22 protein-coding genes and 1 pseudogene are annotated in these 20,834 nt (G+C 71.3%); 14 read left to right on the forward strand and 9 right to left on the reverse strand.

The features are described from left to right. Together MHW47_RS35890 and MHW47_RS03835 are read left to right on the forward strand one after the other, a co-directional pair. A pseudogene (locus MHW47_RS35890) lies at positions 1-149 on the forward strand (urease accessory protein UreD); the annotation flags it as partial. A 150-nt stretch (positions 150-299) separates the two neighbouring features. Continuing rightward, the gene (locus tag MHW47_RS03835) at positions 300-800 is read left to right on the forward strand and encodes a metallophosphoesterase (RefSeq protein WP_239221230.1); all 501 of its coding nucleotides are present in this window, start codon (positions 300-302) and stop codon (positions 798-800) included. A 49-nt stretch (positions 801-849) separates the two neighbouring features. On the opposite strand, the gene MHW47_RS03840 is transcribed toward MHW47_RS03835, so the two are convergent. Next, a complete protein-coding gene (locus MHW47_RS03840) occupies positions 850-2,637 on the reverse strand; it encodes a serine hydrolase (RefSeq protein ID WP_308381361.1) in 1,788 nt (595 codons plus the stop codon). Positions 2,638-2,799: 162 nt separating this feature from the next. Between MHW47_RS03840 and MHW47_RS03850 the strand changes: the two genes are divergently transcribed. The 4 genes from MHW47_RS03850 (at position 2,800) to MHW47_RS03865 (ending at position 6,056) form a co-directional block, all read left to right on the forward strand. Continuing rightward, on the forward strand, positions 2,800-3,450 hold the full coding sequence (locus tag MHW47_RS03850) for a TetR/AcrR family transcriptional regulator (RefSeq protein ID WP_239221173.1): 651 nt from the start codon (positions 2,800-2,802) through the stop codon (positions 3,448-3,450). A gap of 129 nt (positions 3,451-3,579) precedes the next feature. Then, positions 3,580-4,092 carry a tetratricopeptide repeat protein gene (locus tag MHW47_RS03855; RefSeq protein WP_239221174.1) on the forward strand — a complete coding sequence of 171 codons (513 nt, stop codon included), beginning with the start codon at positions 3,580-3,582 and terminating at the stop codon, positions 4,090-4,092. A 227-nt stretch (positions 4,093-4,319) separates the two neighbouring features. After that, entirely contained in the window at positions 4,320-4,655 is a 336-nt protein-coding gene (locus MHW47_RS03860) for an STAS domain-containing protein (protein WP_239221175.1), read from the forward strand. Positions 4,656-4,844: 189 nt separating this feature from the next. Then, the gene (locus tag MHW47_RS03865) at positions 4,845-6,056 is read left to right on the forward strand and encodes a PP2C family protein-serine/threonine phosphatase (protein ID WP_239221176.1); all 1,212 of its coding nucleotides are present in this window, start codon (positions 4,845-4,847) and stop codon (positions 6,054-6,056) included. 37 nt (positions 6,057-6,093) lie between these two features. On the opposite strand, the gene MHW47_RS03870 is transcribed toward MHW47_RS03865, so the two are convergent. From MHW47_RS03870 to MHW47_RS03880, 3 genes are all read right to left on the reverse strand, one after another. Further along, positions 6,094-6,522: an ATP-binding protein gene (locus tag MHW47_RS03870; RefSeq protein WP_374230048.1), complete on the reverse strand. Its 429-nt coding sequence runs from the start codon at positions 6,520-6,522 to the stop codon at positions 6,094-6,096. Positions 6,523-6,789: 267 nt separating this feature from the next. Further along, entirely contained in the window at positions 6,790-7,209 is a 420-nt protein-coding gene (locus MHW47_RS03875; RefSeq protein WP_239221178.1) for a DUF302 domain-containing protein, read from the reverse strand. A 306-nt stretch (positions 7,210-7,515) separates the two neighbouring features. Then, positions 7,516-9,003, reverse strand: coding sequence for an FG-GAP-like repeat-containing protein (locus MHW47_RS03880; RefSeq protein ID WP_239221179.1), 1,488 nt, complete (start codon positions 9,001-9,003; stop codon positions 7,516-7,518). 247 nt (positions 9,004-9,250) lie between these two features. Here MHW47_RS03880 and MHW47_RS03885 point away from each other — a divergent pair, with 247 nt between their 5' ends. Both MHW47_RS03885 and MHW47_RS03890 read left to right on the forward strand, forming a co-directional pair. Continuing rightward, on the forward strand, positions 9,251-9,664 hold the full coding sequence (locus MHW47_RS03885; protein ID WP_239221180.1) for a hypothetical protein: 414 nt from the start codon (positions 9,251-9,253) through the stop codon (positions 9,662-9,664). A 146-nt stretch (positions 9,665-9,810) separates the two neighbouring features. Further along, positions 9,811-10,302, forward strand: coding sequence for a hypothetical protein (locus MHW47_RS03890; RefSeq protein ID WP_239221181.1), 492 nt, complete (start codon positions 9,811-9,813; stop codon positions 10,300-10,302). A 72-nt stretch (positions 10,303-10,374) separates the two neighbouring features. Here the strand turns inward: MHW47_RS03890 and MHW47_RS03895 are convergent, their stop codons facing one another. Next, a complete protein-coding gene (locus MHW47_RS03895; protein WP_239221182.1) occupies positions 10,375-10,773 on the reverse strand; it encodes a VOC family protein in 399 nt (132 codons plus the stop codon). A 90-nt stretch (positions 10,774-10,863) separates the two neighbouring features. Here MHW47_RS03895 and MHW47_RS03900 point away from each other — a divergent pair, with 90 nt between their 5' ends. Beyond that, positions 10,864-11,856, forward strand: coding sequence for a YafY family protein (locus MHW47_RS03900; protein ID WP_239221183.1), 993 nt, complete (start codon positions 10,864-10,866; stop codon positions 11,854-11,856). A gap of 42 nt (positions 11,857-11,898) precedes the next feature. On the opposite strand, the gene MHW47_RS03905 is transcribed toward MHW47_RS03900, so the two are convergent. Beyond that, complete coding sequence (locus MHW47_RS03905; RefSeq protein ID WP_239221184.1) at positions 11,899-14,046, reverse strand: protein kinase; 2,148 nt, start codon at positions 14,044-14,046, stop codon at positions 11,899-11,901. A gap of 149 nt (positions 14,047-14,195) precedes the next feature. On the opposite strand from MHW47_RS03905, the gene MHW47_RS03910 reads away from it, so the two are divergent. From MHW47_RS03910 to MHW47_RS03925, 4 genes are all read left to right on the forward strand, one after another. Next, positions 14,196-14,366 carry a hypothetical protein gene (locus MHW47_RS03910; RefSeq protein ID WP_239221185.1) on the forward strand — a complete coding sequence of 57 codons (171 nt, stop codon included), beginning with the start codon at positions 14,196-14,198 and terminating at the stop codon, positions 14,364-14,366. A 144-nt stretch (positions 14,367-14,510) separates the two neighbouring features. Next, complete coding sequence (locus tag MHW47_RS03915; protein WP_239221186.1) at positions 14,511-14,678, forward strand: hydrophobic protein; 168 nt, start codon at positions 14,511-14,513, stop codon at positions 14,676-14,678. A 536-nt stretch (positions 14,679-15,214) separates the two neighbouring features. Further along, complete coding sequence (locus MHW47_RS03920; protein WP_239221187.1) at positions 15,215-15,880, forward strand: maleylpyruvate isomerase family mycothiol-dependent enzyme; 666 nt, start codon at positions 15,215-15,217, stop codon at positions 15,878-15,880. A gap of 198 nt (positions 15,881-16,078) precedes the next feature. After that, positions 16,079-17,149: a hypothetical protein gene (locus MHW47_RS03925; RefSeq protein WP_239221188.1), complete on the forward strand. Its 1,071-nt coding sequence runs from the start codon at positions 16,079-16,081 to the stop codon at positions 17,147-17,149. Between the two features lie 34 nt (positions 17,150-17,183). On the opposite strand, the gene MHW47_RS03930 is transcribed toward MHW47_RS03925, so the two are convergent. Then, positions 17,184-18,191 carry a Gfo/Idh/MocA family oxidoreductase gene (locus tag MHW47_RS03930; protein ID WP_239221189.1) on the reverse strand — a complete coding sequence of 336 codons (1,008 nt, stop codon included), beginning with the start codon at positions 18,189-18,191 and terminating at the stop codon, positions 17,184-17,186. 166 nt (positions 18,192-18,357) lie between these two features. On the opposite strand from MHW47_RS03930, the gene MHW47_RS03935 reads away from it, so the two are divergent. Continuing rightward, positions 18,358-19,101, forward strand: a complete 744-nt coding sequence (locus MHW47_RS03935) for a GntR family transcriptional regulator (RefSeq protein WP_239221190.1) — start codon at positions 18,358-18,360, stop codon at positions 19,099-19,101. A 62-nt stretch (positions 19,102-19,163) separates the two neighbouring features. On the opposite strand, the gene MHW47_RS03940 is transcribed toward MHW47_RS03935, so the two are convergent. Together MHW47_RS03940 and MHW47_RS03945 are read right to left on the reverse strand one after the other, a co-directional pair. Further along, positions 19,164-19,808: a DUF47 domain-containing protein gene (locus MHW47_RS03940; RefSeq protein ID WP_239221191.1), complete on the reverse strand. Its 645-nt coding sequence runs from the start codon at positions 19,806-19,808 to the stop codon at positions 19,164-19,166. Next, complete coding sequence (locus tag MHW47_RS03945) at positions 19,802-20,773, reverse strand: inorganic phosphate transporter (RefSeq protein WP_239221192.1); 972 nt, start codon at positions 20,771-20,773, stop codon at positions 19,802-19,804. Before MHW47_RS03945 ends, MHW47_RS03940 begins: the two co-directional genes overlap by 7 nt. Between the last annotated feature and the right edge of the window lie 61 nt (positions 20,774-20,834).

Raw genomic sequence — 20,834 nt, forward strand, 5'->3', positions numbered from 1 at the left:
CAGCCGCACGGGCCCGCCCGCCCGGCCCGCCGCACCACCACCGCGCGGAGCTGGCCGGGCCCGGCGCGCAGATCCGGCTGCTGGACACCGCCGCCCCGGCCGTGGACGCGGAGCTGACGGTGGTCTGGGAGGCGTGGAGCCGTCCTTGACGAAGCCGATGCGTATACGGTGCTCGGCCCGTCGCGTGGGAAGAAGAGGCCCCATGGAGGAGACTGCTGCCCGGGCCGGCGCCGCCCGGCCGGACAAGCGTCGACGACACCACAACAGACAACGACACCACACCACGCGTGGAGGCTTCCGTGCTGCTCGTGCTCGTCTCGGACACCCATGTGCCCCGACGCGCCAAACAGCTCCCCGGTGAACTGCTGGACGCGATGGAACGGGCGGACGTCGTCGTTCACGCCGGCGACTGGGTCGACGCGGCCACCCTCGACCTGTTCGAGCACCGCGCCCGGCGCCTGGTCGGCGTCTACGGAAACAACGACGGCCCGGAACTGCGGGCCAGACTGCCGGAGGTGGCCCGCGTCCGCCTGGGAGGTTTGCGCTTCGGCGTCGTCCACGAGACGGGAGCGGCCCCGGGCCGGGAGGCGCGCTGCGCCGCGCGCTACCCGGACCTGGACGTCCTGGTCTTCGGCCACAGCCACATCCCCTGGGACACCGAAGCACCGGGCGGTCTGCGCCTGCTCAATCCCGGGTCGCCGACGGACCGCAGACGTCAGCCGTACTGCACCTACATGACGTGCGCAGTCGTGGACGGAGCCCTCACCGACGTCACCCTGCACCGCCTTCCCCGACGCTGAGCGCGAAGGTTCCGCGCGTGGCGCAAGGGGGCGGTTCCGGGCCGGACCTTCACCGCGCGGAGCGGCCCTCTCCCCGGAGCGCGGCGGTGACCGCGGCGATGAGACGGTGGTTCTCGGGCGCTCCGCCCCCGCCGCCGGGAGTGAAGCGGCGGCGGGTGTAACTGTAGGCGAGGCCGGTGGCGGGGTCCGCGAACGACTGCGCGCCGACCGCCCCGCTGTGCCCGAACGCCCGCGCGCTCAGCGACCCGTAGCGGACGCCCTGCGCTTCGAAGCCCAGCAGGAAGTGGTCCCGCTCCCCGGTGACCAGATCGACGCCCGGCGAGTGCGGGGTGGTGAACTCCGCGAGCACCTCCGGGCCGAGCAGGGGCGCACGACCGTCGACCGGGGAGATCGCCGCCGCGTACAGCTTGGCGAGGCCCCGTGCCGTGCCTACACTCGCCGAGGAGGCCGAGCCGCCCGCCCGTACGCCCCGCGTATTGGCGTACGCCACCAGGTCGGTGGGCGGATCGGCGTGCGTGTTGAAGGCCAGGGCGGTCAGACCGGCGGGCACCGGACCGGCTGCCGGTGAGGGTGCGGGCTGCGCGGGCAGGTAGCGGGGCTCCTCGGTCTCGGGGAGGCCGAGGTGGAAGTCGAGCCCGTACGGGACGCGCAGCCGTTCGGCGTAGTGCTCCTGGAGGGTGCGGCCCGTGACGCGGCGGACGACTTCGCCGGTCAGGGCCGTGACGGTGAAGGCGTGGTACCCGTAGCCGCTGCCGGGCGCCCAAGCCGGGGGCAGGGGCGCGAGCAGCTCCGCCAGGCGCCGTTCGTCGGCCAGCTCGGCGCTGCTCAGCCCCTCGGGTGTGCCGAGGAGCCCGGCCCGGTGGGCCAGCAGGTCACGCAGCGTCAGCCCCGCCTTGCCGGCGGCGGCGAACTCGGGCCAGTCGCGGGCCACGGGCCGGTCGAGGTCCACCACGCCGTCCTGCACGAGCAGCGCCGTGACGAGGTGGGCGGCACCCTTCCCGGAGGAGTACAGGGCGAACAGGGAGTCGCCGGTGACCCCGGGACCGGTCCACAGGTCCGCGACCTGGCGCCCGTGCAGCCGTACGGCCAGCTGCGCGCTCAGCCCCGGTTCTTCGCGGGCCACCGCGGCGAGTTCCTCGCGTACGGCGGCGAACCGCGCGTCCACCGTGCCGTGCACGGATGCGGCCGACGGCGCCGTGGTCGCGGGGGAGGAGGAGATCGGTGCGTTCATCGTGGGCGTTCTCCTGCAGACCGCGGCCGGGACGCCGGCCCGGGCCGCCTCGACCTTGTGGGCGAGAGTGTCCAGCAGTTCCGCCAGCAGGCGGCGGGTGGTGGGGTCGGTGAGGTTGCCCTCCTCGTTGAACCGCTCGTGCGAGCGGAAGACGATCACCTCCGGCTTCACGACCAGGTCTGAGTCCGTCCAGAGGAACACCTGGCGCAGCGCCAGCTGTGCTCGTACGGAGCCGAAGCTGGTCGGCGCGGCCCCCGTCAGGGCGATCGGCTTGCGCCGCAGCGGCAAGCCTTCGGTGCCGGTCCAGTCGGTGCTGACCCAGTCCAGGGCGTTCTTCAGCACGCCCGGAATCGAGTAGTTGAACTCCGGCGTGGCTATCAGCAGCGCGTCCGCGGCGGCGATGCGGGCCCGCAGTTCAGCGACGGGGGCGGGGCGCCGGTCCGGGGTGTCGAGGTCCATGTCGTACGGGGGGATGTCCCGGAGCCCCGCGTAGAGGTCGATCGCGACGCCTTCGGGGGCGATGGCCCGTGCGGCGCGCAGCAGGGCCGTGTTGTGGGAGTCGGCGCGCAGGCTGCCGGAAAGGGCGAGGACATCGATGGGGCTCATGGGATCAACTCCGTTGTCTCGTTCGGGGGCAGGTGTGCCATCGGGGCAGGTGTGCCATGAGGGCCCGCGTGACGGTGGGCCGCCGCGGGAACGCCGTGAACTGTACCGTTCAGTTCATGTGAACTCAACTGTACAGTTCAGATCCTTGGTAGGATGCGGCCGATGAAGGACTCCACGACCAAGCGGAAGCCGTCAGGGGAGCGCGCGGCCCGCAAGCGCACCGCGATCATCGGCGCTGCCCGCGAGCAGTTCCTGCGCCACGGCTTCGGCGTCGGAATGGACCAGATCGCCACCGAGGCCGGCGTGTCGAAGGTGACGATCTACAACCACTTCGACGGCAAGGAAGACCTGTTCACGGAGGTGGTCGGCGACGCCCTGGAACAGGCCCTGGGTGATTCGGCCCGGGCGATGGACCGGCGGCTGGCGGCGGACGAGGACATCCGCGACGTGCTCGTCGCCGCGGCGCACGGCTGGGTGGAGGGGATCGCCCAGGACGAGGTGCTGGCGCTGCGCGCGCTCATCGCCGCCGAATCCCACCGCTTCCCCCAGCTGGGCCGCGCCTGGCGCGCCCAGGGACCGGACCGCTTCGCCGAACCCCTCGCCGTCGCCCTGAGACGCTGCGAGGACCTGGACATCCCCGACATGCAGGTGGCGATCCTGCAGTTCTACGCGCTGGTCCTCTACCCCCACATCGTCCACAGCGGCTACGGCGAACGCCTCGCCCCCGACCTCGCGGAACGCCTGGTGCAACGCGGCGTGGACATGTTCCTGAGCTACTACCGCACGCCGGGTGGTGCGGGTCGAACCGGATGACGGCCGGCTCACGGACCCGCCGTTGATTCCGGACCTCGCCCGCACCATCTCGCCCACGAGAAGGCGCCCGCGGGCGGGGCTTCGGTACGGTGGGACGATCTTCGGACTCGTAGGCGTGGGGGCCCAGTAGTGACGACCGACGTGACACCCGAACTGGCCGAGGCGATCCGGCGCGGCTACGACCAGCGCGACCGGGCGAACATGGCGCCGACGATCGCCTACTTCCAGGCGCTGCTCGCCGAGCACCCGGACCACCCGGTCCTCGTGTTCGAGGTGGGCGGCGCCTACGACAGTGCGGGCCAGGAGGACACCGCCCGCGGCTACTACGAGCGCGCGCTCGCCCTCGGCCTCCACGGTGACGTGCTGCGCCGGTGCCTGTGCCAGTACGCGAGCACCCTGAGGTGGCTGGGCGAGCTGGACGAGTCGCTGGCAGTGCTCGACCGCGCCCGCACGGAGTTTCCCGACTCCGACGCCGTCCGCGTCTTCCGCGCGCTCACCCTCAACGATGCGCGGCGGCCGGACGAGGCGGTGGCCGAGCTGCTCACCGTCGTCACCGGGCACGACGAGGTGACCGACCTCGGGCGCTGGTCGGTCGGGCTGCGCGGCGTGGCCCAGTGGCTCGCCGACGGCCGCCCCGAGTAGGAAGCGGGCGCTCCCCGTCCCGGCGAGGCTCGCCAGACGGGGTACAGATGTGCGACGGTGGGCTGACAACGAGACCGACCGCCGCCCCCTCCCACGGGTGGCGGCCTTTCAGGGAGCGGGCGTTGCCCCCACCACGGGCACCCGGCCCCTGCCATCGTCGTAGCCCCCCGTAGCGGGGGTGGCTCCGCCTTTGGGCTCGACAACCCCCGAAGGGGGGCGCGCCCACCATGAACATCACCACCGTCATCAACGGCACGTCCGCACGCATCACCCCGCGCGGGGACATCGACGCCGACACACTCGTCCCCCTGCGGACTGCTGTGCACGCACTCCCGCCCCACGTGACCGATCTGCAATGGGACCTGCGCGGCACATTCTTCATGGACGTCACGGGCCTCCACCTCTTCGTCCCCTCATCCACGCCGGCAGGTGCCGCGAGACGCCGCATCACGGTCACCGGACTCCAGGACCAGCCGGCACGGCTCCTCCTCCTAGCCGCGGACACCCGCCCCGACGTCATCGATTTCGCCGGACTCCTGCCCGATTCACCCGCAGAGCTGTAGGCGACGTGGTCCGGTGACCACCCCCTCGCACACTCCGCGAACGTCCGCGCCCACCGGCTCCTCGACACCGGCATGCCGGCGGGGGCCCGAACCGCACTGAAGGAGGACGCGGTGCTCCATCTGCGGCAAGGCCGATGGGCCCGGGGACGGAGAGGTGTGAGAGTGGGCGGATGAAGTGGAGGCGGCGCCGTGACGGACGAGCGTGACCATGTGACCGAGCCGTGGCCGGACGAGCGGCTCCTGGAAGGACTGCTCGCCGAGGCCCACGCGAGCGTCCCCTACCGGCTGCCCGGCGTGGTGAACCGCTGCGCCCGGGCGATGGGACTGGGCAGCGCGACCACCTACCTGGTCGACCTGCAGCAACAGGTACTGGTGCCCCTCGACGATCAGGACGCCTGGCTGCCGGTGGACGACAGCAGCGCCGGATGGGCCTACCGCACGGTTTCGGTGCGGGTGGAAGAAGACCAGAACGAACTCGTGGTCTGGGTTCCCCTGATCGACGGCGCCGAACGCCTCGGCGTACTCGGCGTGCGCCCCGGCACGATGGACGCCGTGCGCCTGCGCCGCTGCCATCTGCTGGCTCACGCCCTCGCACTGGTGATCACGTCGAAGCGCACCTACAGCGACTGGTTCGTCTCCCGTACGCGCACGAAGAACATGCACACGCACACCGAGATGCTCCGCGCCTTCCTGCCTCCCCGCAGCATCGGCACCACCTCGGTGACCTCCGCCGGAGTCCTGGAACCCGCCTACGAACTCGGCGGGGACGCCTTCGACCACTCCCTGACCCGCAACATCCTGCATGCGGGCATCCTCGACTCCATGGGCCACAACCTCGCCTCCGGCCTGACCACGGCCGTGGCCCTGGCGTGCTGGCGCAACGCCCGTCGCTCCGGCGCGGACCTGCCCGAGATGGTGGGCACCGTCGACCAGGAGCTCGCCCGCTGGCTGCCCGAGCAGTTCTGCACCGGCGTCGTCTGCCAGCTGAACACGGACACGGGCGTGCTGCGCTGGTGCAACTGCGGCCATCCCGCGCCTCTGCTGATCCGCGATCAGCGCGTGGTCGACAAGGCGCTGGAACGTCCCCCGCAGCCGCCCATGGGCTTGGACTCCCTGCTCTCCACCCCCGGCACCGCGCGCCCGGTGCACGAGCAGACCCTGGAGCCCGGCGACCGGGTCCTGCTGTACACGGACGGCGTCACCGAGGCCCGCCGGGGCAGCGACGAATTCGGCCTCGGCCGGTTCACCGACTTCATCATCCGCTCCGCGACCGCAGGGCAGCGGCCCGCCGAGATCCTGAGGCTGCTCATGCACGACATCCGCGCACACCACCACGACGAACTGACCGACGACGCGACCATCGTCCTGATCGAATGGAAGCCCCAGACTCCCTTCCACTGAGACTTCTGTCATTGCAGGCTGGGGTGCGGCGCGAGGGCTACCAGGCGGTGTGGCCGGCAGGGCTGCCTTCCTGGCTGTCGACCAGGGAGATGCGGACGGTCAGGCGTTTGCCGACCGGTGCGCGGTGGATCTCGAAGCTCTGGCAGACCATGAGGACGAGTTCCAGGCCGTGCCGGCCGATCCGGGCCGGGTCCGAGGGGGAAGCGGCGGGCAGTACCGCGCCGGAGTCCCACATGGTGATGCTCAGCATGGCGCCGTCGGATTCCAGGTCCAGCAGACACGGCCCCGGAGCGTACTTGCACACGTTGGTGGCCAGCTCACTGACCACCAGCTGCGCGATGTCCGCCGCACGGTCGGAGACCGGCCATCCGCGTGATGCCTCGGTCTCGGAGAGAAAGTCGCGGACGAAGCCGCGGGCATCGGCGATCGCACCGGACGTCATGTCGTACGCGGCGCTGCCGCGCATGGTGTGGCTTTCGCCGTGCCGGATCTGGTCGCCGCTGTGACAAGCCGCCTGCTGGTTCATGAATCCCCCGTGTACCTGGCCGAATTTCGCAACCTTCCGGCCACTACCCCGACACGCGAGGTACACACCTGCTGGAGTGCGTGATCAGGGGCACGTCCATGGTCGAGGGCGGACAGACGGACGGTTGCCGTCGGCCATCGGCGTCGAGCACGCGACAGAGCGCGGGGCGGGTTGCCCGCGAGAGGCGGCGCACCGCAGGTCGCCGGTTCAGGCGGAGCCGCCCTGGCGGTCCTGCCCGGCGGCTTCCACGGCGGCGAGGGCGGCGTCGAGCCGGCGGGTGGCTTCCTGGGCCACGGGCGCGAGGGCGTCGAGGCCGGTGAGGGAGACCATGGCGTTGGGGTCGAAGGCCTGCACGACCACCTCGTCGCCATCGGCTCGCACGACGACGTTGCAGGGCAGGAGCAGCCCGATGGAACGGTCGACCTCCAGCGCCCGGTGGGCCAGGGAAGGGTTGCAGGCGCCCAGGATCAGGTAGGGCTCCATGTCGTGATCGAGCTTCGCCTTCAGGGTCGCCTGTACGTCGATCTCGGTCAGCACGCCGAAACCCTGGTCGGCCAAGGCGCTGCGGACCTCCTGCTGGACCCGGTCGAACGGTCCCTCGACGGTCACGGTGCGGTCGTAGGGCATCAGGGCGCCTCCTCCGTCTCCTGCCGCGCGTGATCGAGTCCGGCGGTCCCGGCACCGCGACAGTCACCACTTCCTGCACGTACCCCCGGAGGGTAAGCCTCGCCGCAACCTCAGCCCGGCATTGACCAGGCCGCGACGAGCGGAATCCCTGATGAAGGAGGTGCGCCCTTCGGCGGCTCGGGAAGTCCGAGACGGACGAACCGTGTCGCGGCAGCCCTCGCCGCGACACGGTTCGTCCGAGGCACAGCGCGGGGTGGTGCCGTTACGTGGCCGAGGCCCGGCACCACCCCGCTATCGGCAGGTACGTCAGCCGATGCCGGGGCCGTTGTCGTTGGCCAGGTTCAGGCCGAAGCGGGCCTTGAGAACCGGGGAACCCAGGTCGACAGGGTTGAAGGCGAAGGAGCCCTTCGCGGTCAGGCCCGAGGAGACACCCCGCAGCGACCACACCGCACCGCCGTCGGCGACGGTGCCGAGGTTCTCGTCGGGAGCACCGGCCATCAGGTCCGCCTTGCGGTCCTTGTTGATGTCGAGCAGCCGGACCGATGCGCCGAAGTGGTCACCGGCCTCCGCCACCCCCGGCACCCCGGCCGAATCCTGGTGGAAGGACTGCGAACCGGTACCGCTGAGACCACCGGCCCGGCCCTTCAGCAGCACCACCGCGCCCGCCGCCTTGGTCGTCCCGATGGCCTCGAACGGCACACCCGCGGCCAGGTCGGCGTAACCGTCGCCGTTGACGTCACCCGCGCTCAGCCGCGCGCCGAACTGATCGCCCTTCTCGCTCACCCCGGGTACGCCCGCGGTGTCCTGGGTGATCGTCTTCGTCCGGGTGGTGCTCAGCCCGGACGCGGAACCGTAGTAGATCTTGATGGTTCCGGCATCGGTGGACAGGTTGTCCGTGTTGCCCTTCGGGATCACCCGCGTCGCGAGGTCGTCCCTGCCGTCCTTGTCGAAGTCACCGACCGCGGCGGCCGAGGCGCTCGGGAGCGGGATCGACTTCGTGGACAGGCCCTTGCGGGTACCCAGCCACAGCTTGCCGCCCAGGGCCTTGCCCTCGTACACGAAGAACGTGCACAGGTCGTCGATGCCGTCGCCGTTGAAGTCACCGACAGCGGTGTCCGACATGCGGTTGTTCGTATCGGCCATGAAGATCCCCCGCTCGCGGGCGGGCTTCCCGGTACGGGTGAACGGGCCGTACAGCACGTCGCGCTGCCACCCGTCGTCTCCGTTGAGCATCATCAGGTCCGTCGCGCCGTCACCGTCGAAATCACCGGCGGTGAGGTCGTCCCCGATCTGGTAGTCGGGGAAGGTCGGTATACGGGCCGCACCCTTCCCGGTGATGCCGCTGGTCCTGCCCCACAGCAGAATGACGGACCCGTTGATGGCATAGCCCTCGCCCATGAACCGTTCATGGGTGACCAGAGCGAGATCGGTCAGCCCGTCGTGGTCGAGGTCCCTGGCGGCCAACCGGTAGCCGAAGCCGTGATTCTTTCCGGGCGCGCCCGGCACGCCCGCGGTGTTCTGATCGATGACCGTGGTCTTCGCCTTGCTCAGACCCTTCGCCGATCCATAGCTGACGGTGACATAGCCGGCCCCGGAGTGGCCGGCGACCGTCGCGGCGGGAGCGGCGACGGCAAGGTCCTGATAGCCGTCGCCGTTGAAGTCCTCACGCACGGTCGTCGCCGCCGTACTTCCGGCGGCCCCCGCGGACGTGCCGCTGGGGGCTGCGACGGCCATGCCGCCCGTCAGTGCCGTGACAGCACAGACAGCCAGGGCCAGCGTGGTGCGTTTGCCCACAAATTCTCCTTGGTCGCATACATCGAGCCAATGGCGTACGAGGTACGAGGCTCGCAAGGAAGACCCTTACGAAGGAAAGAAGGTTGCACAGTGAACACGGCGTGAACTCATCCGCTGAGCAGGCACGGAGGGACGGGGAGGGCGACGCTCGTGCACTGTGGTGCGTGGTCGCGCGGGGATTTCTACTCGGGTACGGCTGAGTACCTTCGCTCTGCTGCGGGCCGGGAAGTGCCGGGAGGCTGGGGCCATGACGAACGAACAGCGAAACCCCGCGCCCCTGTCCATGACGATCGTGCTGCTCGCCGGTGTGGCGGTGGCGATGTGGGCGTCCTGGCTGGGATGGGACCAGCACCGTGACGTGCATCCCGACGGTTCCACGACCGGCCCCTACGAGGCGTGGCAGGTGGCCGGGCTGGCGCTGGGTCTGCTGATACCGGTGTGCTGGGCGGCGCTGCGGGGGCACGGCAGAGCCGCGGTGCTCGGCATCTCAGGTGGTTTGACCCTGGCCGCGGCCTACGACTGGTCGGACGACGCGAGCGGTCTGTTCGTGGTCGGTGCGGGAATGGTGATGCTCGGGAGCGCGGCCGCGACGGGTCTCGTCACCTTCCTGACCTCCACCCTGCACAGGGCAGTCGCCGGAACCGGCCGCGCCGGGCACTGATCCGCAGAGGCGGTGGAAGCGGCGGCGGCCTCGCCGGTCTCCTCCTGGCCGGGGGTGACATGATCGTGCGGTGTCACGGGTGATCATGGCGTCGCGATCGGCGAACTCGTGCCCCTTCACGAGCACGAGAACAGGAGCAGCGACCGGTGAACAGGAACCTGGCCGAGGTGGAGATCGCTCGTACGGACTGGGCAGGCTTCCGGACGCTGGGCGACCGGTCCCGTGACGTACCCGGCGCGTTGCGTCGTCTGCTGGCGGCCTCGGACGAGGACGAGGCCATGGCGGCCTACTGGGACCTGGAAAACGTGGTCGTGGTGCAGGGGCAATTGCACAGCGCCGCCCTCCCCACGGTCCCCGTACTCCTAGCGGGGCTGCTCGGCGAACTGTCCCCGGACGCCCGCGACCTCGTTCTGGAACTCCTCCGGCAGATCGTCACGGGCGAGCCGGACAGGGACGAGCATGCCCTGGGCAACACCGATCTCGGTGACCGCTGCCGGCAGGCCGCCCGCACCGGTCTCTGGCTCGTCTATCGGGAGCTGGGAACACGGCGCCGGGACACGGCGGAGGCCATCCTGGACCGCATCGAGGAGGACCCCGCGCGTATCGCCGCGTACCTGGCGAACACCCGGGGCAAGTAGCCGCCGGAGAACCGGGGGACACCCCGAGCCGTCCTCCGCCCCCGACGGCCGAGCCGGGCAGCCGCGCCGGCCTCAGCGAGCGAACTTCTCGATGGCCGCCGGTGTGACGGGGGTGAAGAAGTTGACGAGGTTGCCGTCGGGATCCCGGAACAGGAGCGCGCGGTTGCCCCAGGGCATCGTGGTGGGCTCGTTGACGAAGTCCTCCACGAAGCCCCTCAGGTTCTTGTACACGCCGTCCACGTCGTCGACGAGGAATTCGAGGATGACGCTGCGATTGTCGGCCGGACGGGCGGAGCCGGGCGCGAACAGGCCGACCGTGCGGGTGCTGCCGATCGCCAGGGTGGCCGAGCGGGTCGTGAGTTCGGCGAAGTCCTCGGTGAACCAGGTGGCGGACACGCCGGTGGCGCGCTCGTAGAAGCCGACGAGGCGGGCCACGTCGCCCGTGATGATGCGTATGGAGACGAAATTCATGGATTTCTTCCGTTCTGTACGTGCTGAGGGCTTCACCGTACGACTGATACCGGGCGGAACCCGCCCGGTATATGCGGGAGGATGCGAGGTATGCCTCGCCCCGCCGCCCGCGTGCTCGCCCTGCTGGAGCTTCTGCAGTCGGGCGGCATCCGCACCGTGACCGAACTGGCCGGACGGCTCGGCGTCGACGAACGCACCGTCCGCCGCTATGCCGGTCACCTCCTCGACCTCGACATCCCCGTCGAGTCCGTCCGAGGCCGCTATGGCGGCTACCGCCTCGCCCCCGGTTACCGCATGCCCCCGCTCATGCTGAGCGACGACGAGGCGCTCGCCGTGCTGCTCGGCCTGATCGCAGGCCGGAGAGCCGGACTGACGACAGCCGTGTCCACGGCCGGTGAGACGGCGACGGCCAAGATCCGGCGCGTGCTCCCCGAACGGCTGAGCCACAGGCTCGACGCGGTCCTCGGCGCCCTTGCCTTCACCGATCCGCCCGGCGAGACAGCCGCACCGCAGTCCGCGGTGCTGCTCGCCATCGCCGACGCGGTCAGCCATCACCGGCCGGTCTCGATCCGGTACACCGCCGCCGACGGCAGGCACAGCGCACGCACCCTGCACCCGTACGGGGTCGTCTCCCACTCGGGCCGCTGGTACGTCACGGCCGCGGATCTCACGACAGGTGAGGACCGGACGTTTCGGCTGGACCGCGTCACGGAGGCGAGAATCCTGCCCGGCTCATTCGAACCGCCCGCCGGACCCGACCCTGCCCAGCGCGTCCTGACCGGGCTCGCCACGGCTCCGTACCGGCACGAGGTGACCGTGCGGATTCAGGGCACGCCCGAGCAGATCCACACCCGGCTCCCCGCCGGCGTCGCCATCGTGGAGGAACTTCCCTCCCCGGGCCGTGCGGAACCGGACACCGAGCGCTGGTGCCGGGTCGCCCTGCGGGTCGAACGGCTCGACTGGCTGCCCGCCGTCCTCGCCTCGCTGGACCGGCCCTTCGTCATCGAGCGCCCCGATGAGCTTCGCGGTCTCGTCGAAGCCTTCGCCGAACGGCTCAAGAGCTCCGCCCGGCGCACCCCGTGAGCACACCCGGCGAACCCGTTCCGCCTTCGCCCGGAACCGGTGCTACCCGGTGGCGCTCGCACGGCCCGGCGGCTCGAAGGCGGCCAGGGTGCGTTTCCCGACGGCCGCGTAGACGACACCGTCGGCCCGGACCGTCAGGTGCGATCCGCCGCCGGACGGTCGGGGCTCCGAGGTCCGGACGGGCTTCGACCGCCACAGCTCCCGCCCGTCGGCGCCGTCCAGGCAGACGAGCGAGCGGTTCGCCCTGAGCACGTAGACGCGGCCCTTGGCGTCGATGTACGGATCGGCGTCCGACCCGGCGATCGGCACCTGCCATCGCACCCTGCCGTCCTCCAGGCCAGTGGCCACCAAGCGGCCCTTCACCCGGTCCCGCACCACCTTCCACGTGGGGCCGAAGACGACGGTGTCGGGTTCCTCGCCGGCGGTCTGCGGCGGGTCGATCTCGTGGCTCGCCCGCCGCGTTCCGTCGGTGTCGAAACGCATGTACTCCTTCATGCGGGTCGAGTCGTCGTTCCAGATCTCGATGCCGACGGAGTCCTTGTCGGACTGGTGCGCCCAGGACACGGCGGGGGAGGGCAGGTCGCGGCTCCAGCGGACGTCGCCCGTATGCGGATCGATGCGCTCCACGACCGCTCGGGGCCGTTGCGCGGTGGGGCCGGGACGGAGGTTGAGGACGGCACCCGCCACCATTCTGGGGTAGGTGGCCGCGCTGCTCGGCGTGGTCCGGTTCCAGATCGCGGCGCCCGTCTCGATGTTCCTGCCGCTGATACCGAAGGTGCTTCCCACGACGAGGTCGGTACCGCTCAGCACCGCTGACGTACCCATCGGAGCCTTGACGTTCCACCGGTCGATGCCGGTGGCCAGATCCACGGCGCGCAGCACCTGCCGTTCCCATTCACCGGTGTCCATGAAGTTGTTCCCCTCGGCGACGATCACCAGTGACCGCCTGGGCGAGACGGTCAGCATCATGCTGTTGTCCCGGGTACGCGGGGTGGCCCACCGCTTCTTTCCCGTGCGGGCGTCGTAGGCGGTGACCGCCTCCCGCTGCGACTCGCAGAGCACCAGTTCGCCGGTGGCGGTGCAGTGACCGACGTCCGACGGTACTTTCGCCGTCCAACTCGCCGTAACGGCGGGCCCCGTCGGCGAGGACGTGGCGCCGGACGCGCCCTGTCCCTTGTCCGTACGACCGGTTCCCCACTGCTGCCAGGCGACCAGGCCGAGAGTCAGCGAGACCACGAGAGTCCCGGCCCCCAGGGCCACCCGTCGCCACGGGCGGCGGCCGGACGCGGCAGCATCCTGCCCGGTCTCGTCCTCCTCCTTCTGCTGGGGTTCCGGTGACGGGGGTGCGTCCTCGGCGGATGAGACCGCCGGTGGCCGGATCGTGCTGCCCCGGAGCAGCTCCAGGATCTCGGCGGGGGCCGGCCGGGCGGCGGGGTCCTTGGCCAGGCACCGGCCGATCAGCTCGTGCAGGGGGCTTGTCCCGGCGAGGGGTGCGGGCTCGCCGTGTACGACGTGCCAGGCGATCGCGTAGGGGCTGTCGCCCTCGAACGGACCCGCGCCGGTCAGCGCGTACGTGAGCACCCCGCCCAGTGCGAAGACGTCGGCGGCCGGCCCCGCCTGGGCCTGGGCGAGGAACTGCTCCGGGGCCATGAACGCCGGCGTGCCCACCAGGGCGTCGGTTTGGGTCAGGCGTTCGGTGCCGTTGACCCGCGCGATGCCGAAGTCGATGACGCGCGGACCGTCGCCGGTCAGCAGGATGTTGCTGGGCTTGAGATCGCGATGGACCAGCCCGACCCGGTGGATGTCCCGCAGGGCCTCGGCCAGTTCGTACGCCAGGACGCGCACCTCGTGCTCCGGTAGCGGACCGCGGTCCCCCACGCGGTCGGCGAGCGAGGGCCCCGGTACGAACAGCGTGGCCATCCAGAGCAGCGGGCCCTCGGTGGCGGCGTCGATCACCGAGGCCGTGTACGCCCCGCTGACCCGCCGGGCCGCCTCCACCTCGCGGGCGAACCGGGCCCGGAATCGGGGATCGGCGGCGTACTCCTCGCGTATCACCTTCATCGCGACGCGCCGGCCGGTGGGGGAGACCGCCACGAAGACGCGGCCCATGCCTCCCGACCCCAGGAGCCGCTCGACCACGTAGTGGCCGACCGTCGCCCCCGGCCCCAGCCGCTCCCCGTACGCATCCATCACTCCGGCCCCCGCTTTCACCGGCCGACGACGATACCGATCCGGGATGCCCGCCGTGAGAGCGTTCTCGGCCGTAGCCGCCCGCCGACAGCGCCTATGTGCCCGGCGACGGGGTACTGGGGGTGCACTTTCCCTGAGAGGAGCTTGTGATGCTCGGTATGGTCGCGGCAGTGCTGTTCTTCGTCTCGTTCCTGATCAACGTGGCGGAGGTCAGCACCAACGACGTGTTCTCTTCGACGAACGTGATGCTGCTGGGGCTCACGGCCCTGGCTCTGCATGTGGCGGGCGTGGGCCACGGCTGGGGCGCCCGCAGGAGGTGACTGCCGTCCGGGCGCCGTGACACGCCGGACCGGTCCCTCGACAGCTCTCCCTGACACCCCGCTCCGGGCGGAAAGAGGAATTCCAAAAGTGGGGGGAGTGGGATCGCACCTTGGGGGCAGAGGATGTCTCGGAGGTTGATAATCATGGTTCCCCTTATTCTCGTTCTTCTGCTGGCTCTGCTTCTCTTCGGTGCGGGTTTCGCATTGAAGGCGCTCTGGTGGATAGCGATCATCGTGCTGGTGGTCTGGCTGCTCGGATTCATCGTCCGGCCGACGGCGAATGGAAAGCGGGGCCGTTGGTATCGGTGGTGACATCCACCGCTCTACCGGGCTGGTCCCCGCGTGTGGGCCGCAACGATGCGTCGTTGCGGCCCACACGCACGTCGACATCCTGGTGTGGGTCAGGCATGGGAGGAGCGGTGCGGGGAAGCAGGGAGGAATGGCCGGAGATTCCTTCAGGAACCATGACCTCCACTGAGGGAATCTCCGGTCACCCCCTTACGCCTTTCATCGGCTACCGCTGCCTCACGCGCAACGGGAATTCTCAGGTCTCGGGTCAGCCGATCTCGCCGAAAGCGAACACAGTCGGCTCCGCGTCCTGCTCGTGACGCGGATAGCGAAGATTTCCGCAGGGGGCCGCCTCGTTGGGCCAGGAGCCGTCCCGCGCCTTCGCGCCGGCGGATCGTCGCGGAGGCGCCGCTCGCCGCCGGCCGATCGCCGGAGGAAAGATCATCCGCGGCGATTACTTTGCTCCGGAGCGGGAGTCCTCTTCAGGAACGCTCTGCCGGACACCCACCTGCTTCCGGACCGGGCACGATGTCGAGCACGCCCCTACCAGGAGGTACCTCATGACTGATCCGGAACTGGCAACAGACCACAGCCGCAAGGCCGGAGTCTGGCCCGCGATCCACACCGAGCGGGCGGAACTGGCAGCCGATCTCGGACAGCTGACGGCCGAACAGTGGGAGACGCCGTCGCTGTGCTCCGGCCTGACGGTGCGTGAGGTGCTGGCGCATCTCACCGCCGGCGCCAGCCTGAACACCGTGCGCTGGCTGGCGGGGGTGATCCGCTGCCGGTTCGACTTCGACAAGCAGGTGGCCATGCGGCTGGCCGAGCAACTGGGCACGGGTCCGGCCGAGACCCTTGAGCGGTTCCGGGCTGTCGTACCGAGCCGCACCAAACCTCCCTTGCCCCCCATCGCCATGCTGGGCGAGACGATCGTCCACGGAGAAGACATCCGGAACCCGCTGGGCATCCGTCGCCCCTACCCGATCGAGGTCGTCACTCAGGTGGCCGAGTACTACCAGGGCTCGGACCTCGTGGTCGTTGCCAAGGGACGCATCGGTGGCCTGCGACTCGTCGCGGCCGACGGCCCTTTCACGACCGGATCCGGGCCGCTCGTGTCCGGCCCCACCCTGGCCCTGGTGATGGCCATGACCGGACGCGCGACGTACTGCGACGACCTCGAGGGCGACGGTGTGGAACTCCTCCGCAGTCGGTGCGGGACAGCCTGACCATGTCCTCGGCGTTGAGCGCGCCGGCCGGCCTGTGATCACTCGTCGGGCACGGTGTGCGAGGCCCGGCCCTTGCCTGGGGCCGTGCTCCGCCCGTTTCCCGTGATCGCCGCACATGGTTGCGATCCACGTGGTTCGCTGGCCTCGGGGGGCGCCACCGGTGCCCGCACGGGATACGAGACGGCAATCGGAGGCTCAGTGAATCACCCGCGTGAATCCTTCAAGGTGCTGGCCGCGCTCACTCTGCTCGGGGCCGCCGTGCTCGGCACCGCGCCCACCGCGTCGGCCGTCGAACAGCCGGTCCCGGCCGCCCGTGCCGTGGCGGAGGAGTCCGTGCCCTCGGTGGCGTACCTCTGGGCGGGTTCGCACACCTTCGACTTCAGCCTGGACGGTGGGGCGACCACCCGGACCGGCTCCTACCAGAACGTGACACCCCCGCTCTCCAGTGCGAAGCCGAGCGATCTGGCCAGCGGTGCGGACGTGCGCAGCACCGTGACGACCGAGGGCGGCGTCACCACCGTGTCGCAGGTGCACCGTTCCAGTGGGGACGCGGCCCGGTTCAACCTGCCCAGCGGGCAGTCGTTCCGGGCCGCCACCGGCTGGAGCGTCCTGGCGGGCGGCAACTGGGGCAGCCCCCTGCGGGTATGGCGCGCCGGCGCCCTGCTGCCGGTCGCGAACGTCATCGGCGGGCAGCAGGTGAGCGGCATACCCTCCGGCGCCTCGGTGAGCCGGGTCCAGCCGGGCGGTTCCGTGCAGTACATGGCCGTCAGCTACAGCTACCAGGGCGTGACCACGGCCGGTCTCGTCAACCTCACCACGTACGCCTTCACGCCGTACGTCACCGGCCTGTCCGGCACGGCCCAGATCCGCTACAACGACCGGTGGTTCGCCGTCGACGAAGGGCCGGACCACACGCTCCGCGCCGCACGCGTCGGCTCCCCTTCCGGTACCCAGCCCAAGGCCCTCGGCGACGCCGGCTCCTACCGGCTCCGTGCCGTCGTCGGGGACCATCTCGTGCTGGACGACCCCGACGCCGGCTCCGGGACGCCCGGGCGGGTGGACGCGGTGTCCGCCATCGACGGTTCGCGGCGCACGGTCCTCGAACCCGCACTGGGCGACGCGACCTTCGCGCAGGACGGCGCCGCGCTCGTCACCGCCCAGGACGAAACCGGGCTGTGGCGCGTGTACCACCTGCTCCCCGGCGGCACCTCAGGACTCCAGGCGTGGCCCTCCTGGATCGTCGGCGGTACGGACATGACGGCGAACTGACGGGCGGGGCCCGGCCACCCGGGCGCCCGTCGCCCTACACGTGCGCCCGGGTGGCAGCGGACACCGGGACGGGGCGCCCCTCGGCCCGTGAACGGGTGGCGGCTTCGGCCACGGCCAGGGCCGCCCGGGCGTCCTCGCCGGTACACGGGCTGGGGCGGGCGCCCGCCACGACCTCGGCGAACGCGGCGAGTTCGGCGCGGTAGGCGTCCCGGAAGCGCTCCATGAACCCGGGGTAGGGGGAGCCGGCCGGGTACACCTTCCCCTCGGCCGAGGCCAGCGGGGCCTGTTCCGTCAGACCGGCGACCAGGGTGCCTTCGGAGCCGCAGACTTCCAGACGGACGTCGTAGCCGGCGCCGTTGTACCGGGTGGCGGTGCAGGTGGCCAGGGTGCCGTCGTCCAGGGTGAGGACGGAGACGGCGGTGTCGACGTCCTGGGCCGCGGCGAAGAACGCGTCACCGCGGTTGGCCCCGGTGGCGTAGACCTCGGTGATCTCCCGGCCGGTCACCCAGCGGACGATGTCGTAGTCGTGCACCGAGCAGTCGCGGAAGATGCCGCCCGAGCCGGGCACGTACCCCGGGTGCGGGGGAGCCGGGTCCGCGGTGCAGGCCCGCAGGGTGTGCGTCCAGCCGAGCCGCCCGGCCGCGACCGCCTCGCGCGCGGCCCGGTACCCCGCGTCGAACCGGCGCTGGAAACCGATCTGCAGGGGCACGTCCGAGTCCCGCAGCGCCGCCAGCACGCGGTCGGTCTCGTCGAGCGTGGAGGCGACGGGCTTCTCGCAGAAGGTGGGCAGCCCCGCGCGGTGGGCGGCCAGGATCAGCTCCGCGTGGCTGCCGGTGGGCGCCGCGATGACGATGCCGTCCAGTCCGGCGCCGAGCAGCCCGCCGAGGCTGCCGGCGCACGCGCCGCCCACGGTGTCCGCCACGGTACGGGCGGAACGTGCGTCGGGATCGTGGAGGACGAGCGCGGTGACGGCCGGGAGGGCGGCGAGCGTGGAGGCGTGGAACGCGCCGATGCGGCCCGTGCCGATGAGTCCGATACGCATGTGCGAGCCTTTCGAGCGGGCGGGGGGACGAGCCTGGAACGGCCCAGCTGATTTCTATCCCCGGGCCGGGCCAAGGACAAGGGTTTGTTCAGACATAAAGACGTACGAATCTAATGTGGAGTGAGGCATACTGGCAGGTGTCGGCAGCACAGCGCGGGAGGGTGACGTGGAATCGCTCACGAAGAAGATCACGATCGACCGGAGCAGCCCGGTCCCCCTCTACTTCCAGTTCGCCCAGCAGTTGCAGAGCCTCATCGAGTCGGGTGACCTGCCGCCCGGCACCAGGCTGAGCAACGAGATCCTGATGGCCGACGAGTTCGGCCTCTCCCGCCCGACCATGCGCCAGGCGATGCAGCACCTCGTCAACAAGGGCCTGCTGGCCCGCAAGCGGGGCGTGGGCACGCAGGTCGTCGCCAATCGCATACGCCGACAGGTCGAGTTCACCAGCCTCTACGAGGACCTGGAGCGGGACGGCCGCCGCCCGTCCACGCGGGTGCTCTCCGTCGAGACCGTTCCGGCCGCAGCCGCCCCCGCCGCCGCGCTCGGCCTGGAGGAGGGCAGCCCGGTGCTGTCCGTCGAGCGCCTGCGCCTCGCCGAGGACCAGCCGATCGCGCTGCTGCACAACTTCCTGCCGCCGGGCGTGATCGAGCTGAGCGCCGACTCGCTGGCCGACGGCGGGCTGTACCAGCTCCTGCGCCGGTCCGGCGTCGTCCTCAGCAGCGCCGAGCAGACCATCGGAGCCCGCAAGGCGACGGCCGCCGAGGCCAAACTGCTCGACGAGGCCAGGGGCGCGACGCTGCTCACCATGACCCGCACCGCGTTCGACGGCTCGGGGAAACCGGTCGAGTACGGGGCGCACGTCTACCGCGCCTCCCGCTACGCCTTCGAGATGACGGTCTCCGCGCACTGATCCCGGACGGACCGGGCCGCGCGAACGCGCCCTGCGCGAGAGGCGGTCCGGCGTCCCGGGGATCAGTGCCCCCGCTTGAGCAGCGCGTCGGACAGGTCGGCGGCGGCGTCCTTGAGGCGCCGCCCGATGCCGTCGAGGCGGCGCAGCAGTTCCCGGCGGCCGAGCGTGTCGACGCGCACCTCCTCGCGGAGCAGCGCGGCTATCGCTTCCTGGTACGCGCGTCGCACCCGTCCGGCGGCCTTCCGGGCGGCCATCGCTCCCTGGTGCACCTGGGCGGGGGCGCCCGTCAGCGCGCCGACCGCCTCGCGCAGGGCGATCAGGCCCTCACGGACTGCCCGCAGGGCAGGCAGGTCGGCCGGGTTTCCGGGCAGGCCGAAGAGATCGGTCTCCCGGACCAGATCCCGCAGGCCGTCGAGGACGTCGTCGACGGACCGGGAGAAGCGGTAGAGGTCCTCACGGTCGAGCGGCGTGGTCAGTGCCGCGGACAACTCCGCGACGAGCGCGGCCCGGCGCTCGTCGCCCTCGTGTTCCACCCCCGCCATGCGCTCGCGTGCCTCGGGCGGAGAGACGCGCCCCGCGGCGAGGTCCGCCGCGAGGTCCACGCCCCGGACGGTCGCGTCCAGCTGCGCGGTCAGCAGGCCGACGGTCGTGCGGTGTGTGCGTCCGGTGAGATCGCCGATGACGCGGCGGACGGTCGCGCTCACCATGAGACGGCTCCCTTGAGGATCAGGCCGGCCAGCGCGCCGGCGACGAAACCGGCCGGCAGCGTGACCAGCCAGACGGTCAGCAGGGGAAGGGTGTACTGCCAGCGCACCCGCCGGCCGCCCTCGCTGACGCCGGTGCCGACGAGTCCGCCGGCGACCGACTGCGTCATGCTGACCGGCATGCCGAATCCGGCGGTGGACAACACCGCGGCGGACGAAGCGAATTCGGCGGACATCACCTGCCAGGGCCGGGTGGTCAGCAGGCGGCTGGTCGCCCCGCGCGCCACCCGGCGCGCACCCAGCACGGCGCCCGCCGCGAACACCGCGGCCACCATGACGTCACCGGCCTGCCAGGGCTGCGGCATGAGCACGTCTCCGGCGAAGGCGACGGCCACCACCGCGAACATCTTCTGTGCGTCATTGGCCGCGTAGGCCAGGCACTGGCAGCCGTACGCCGTCAGTTGCAGACCGCTCACGATCCGCGGCATCCCGTGCAGCGAGGGCAGCAGACGCATCGCGCGGCCGATGAACCAGCCCGCTCCCGCCCCCACCAGCGGCGCGGCGACGCCGACGGCCAGCACCATGCCCAGGCTGCCCCACGCCGGACGGACACCGAGGGCGACGTCCGCCCCGGCGAGTGCGCCCAGGACGGCCAGGGTCAGCGAGGTGGGAACGCCCCGCCAGGCCAGCAGCAGGACCAGCACGACCGACGCGCCGGCGCCCGCGAGGAAGACCAGCCGCGCCGCGTCGGGCGGCCCCTCGCCGAGATGGCCGGTGAAGGTGCGGGCGACGGCGAGCCCGAAGAGGTCCGGTCCCAGTCCGACGGCCAGCACGAGGAGGGTGAGGAGCAGCCCCGCCGAGCGGCCGCGGTGCCGTACGGCGAGTTCCAGCAGGGCACCTCCGTCGTTGGCACCGCAGATGAAGACGAAGGCGACAGCGGTGACGCACAGGGCGATGGTGACGGTCACGGGGAGCCTCTCTCACGGCTGGGGCCGGTCGCGGCCGGGGCGCGACCCGCTGCGGAGGGGG

It is taken from the genome of Streptomyces sp. OfavH-34-F (assembly GCF_022347745.1).
In the GTDB taxonomy this organism is placed as follows: Bacteria; Actinomycetota; Actinomycetes; order Streptomycetales; family Streptomycetaceae; genus Streptomyces.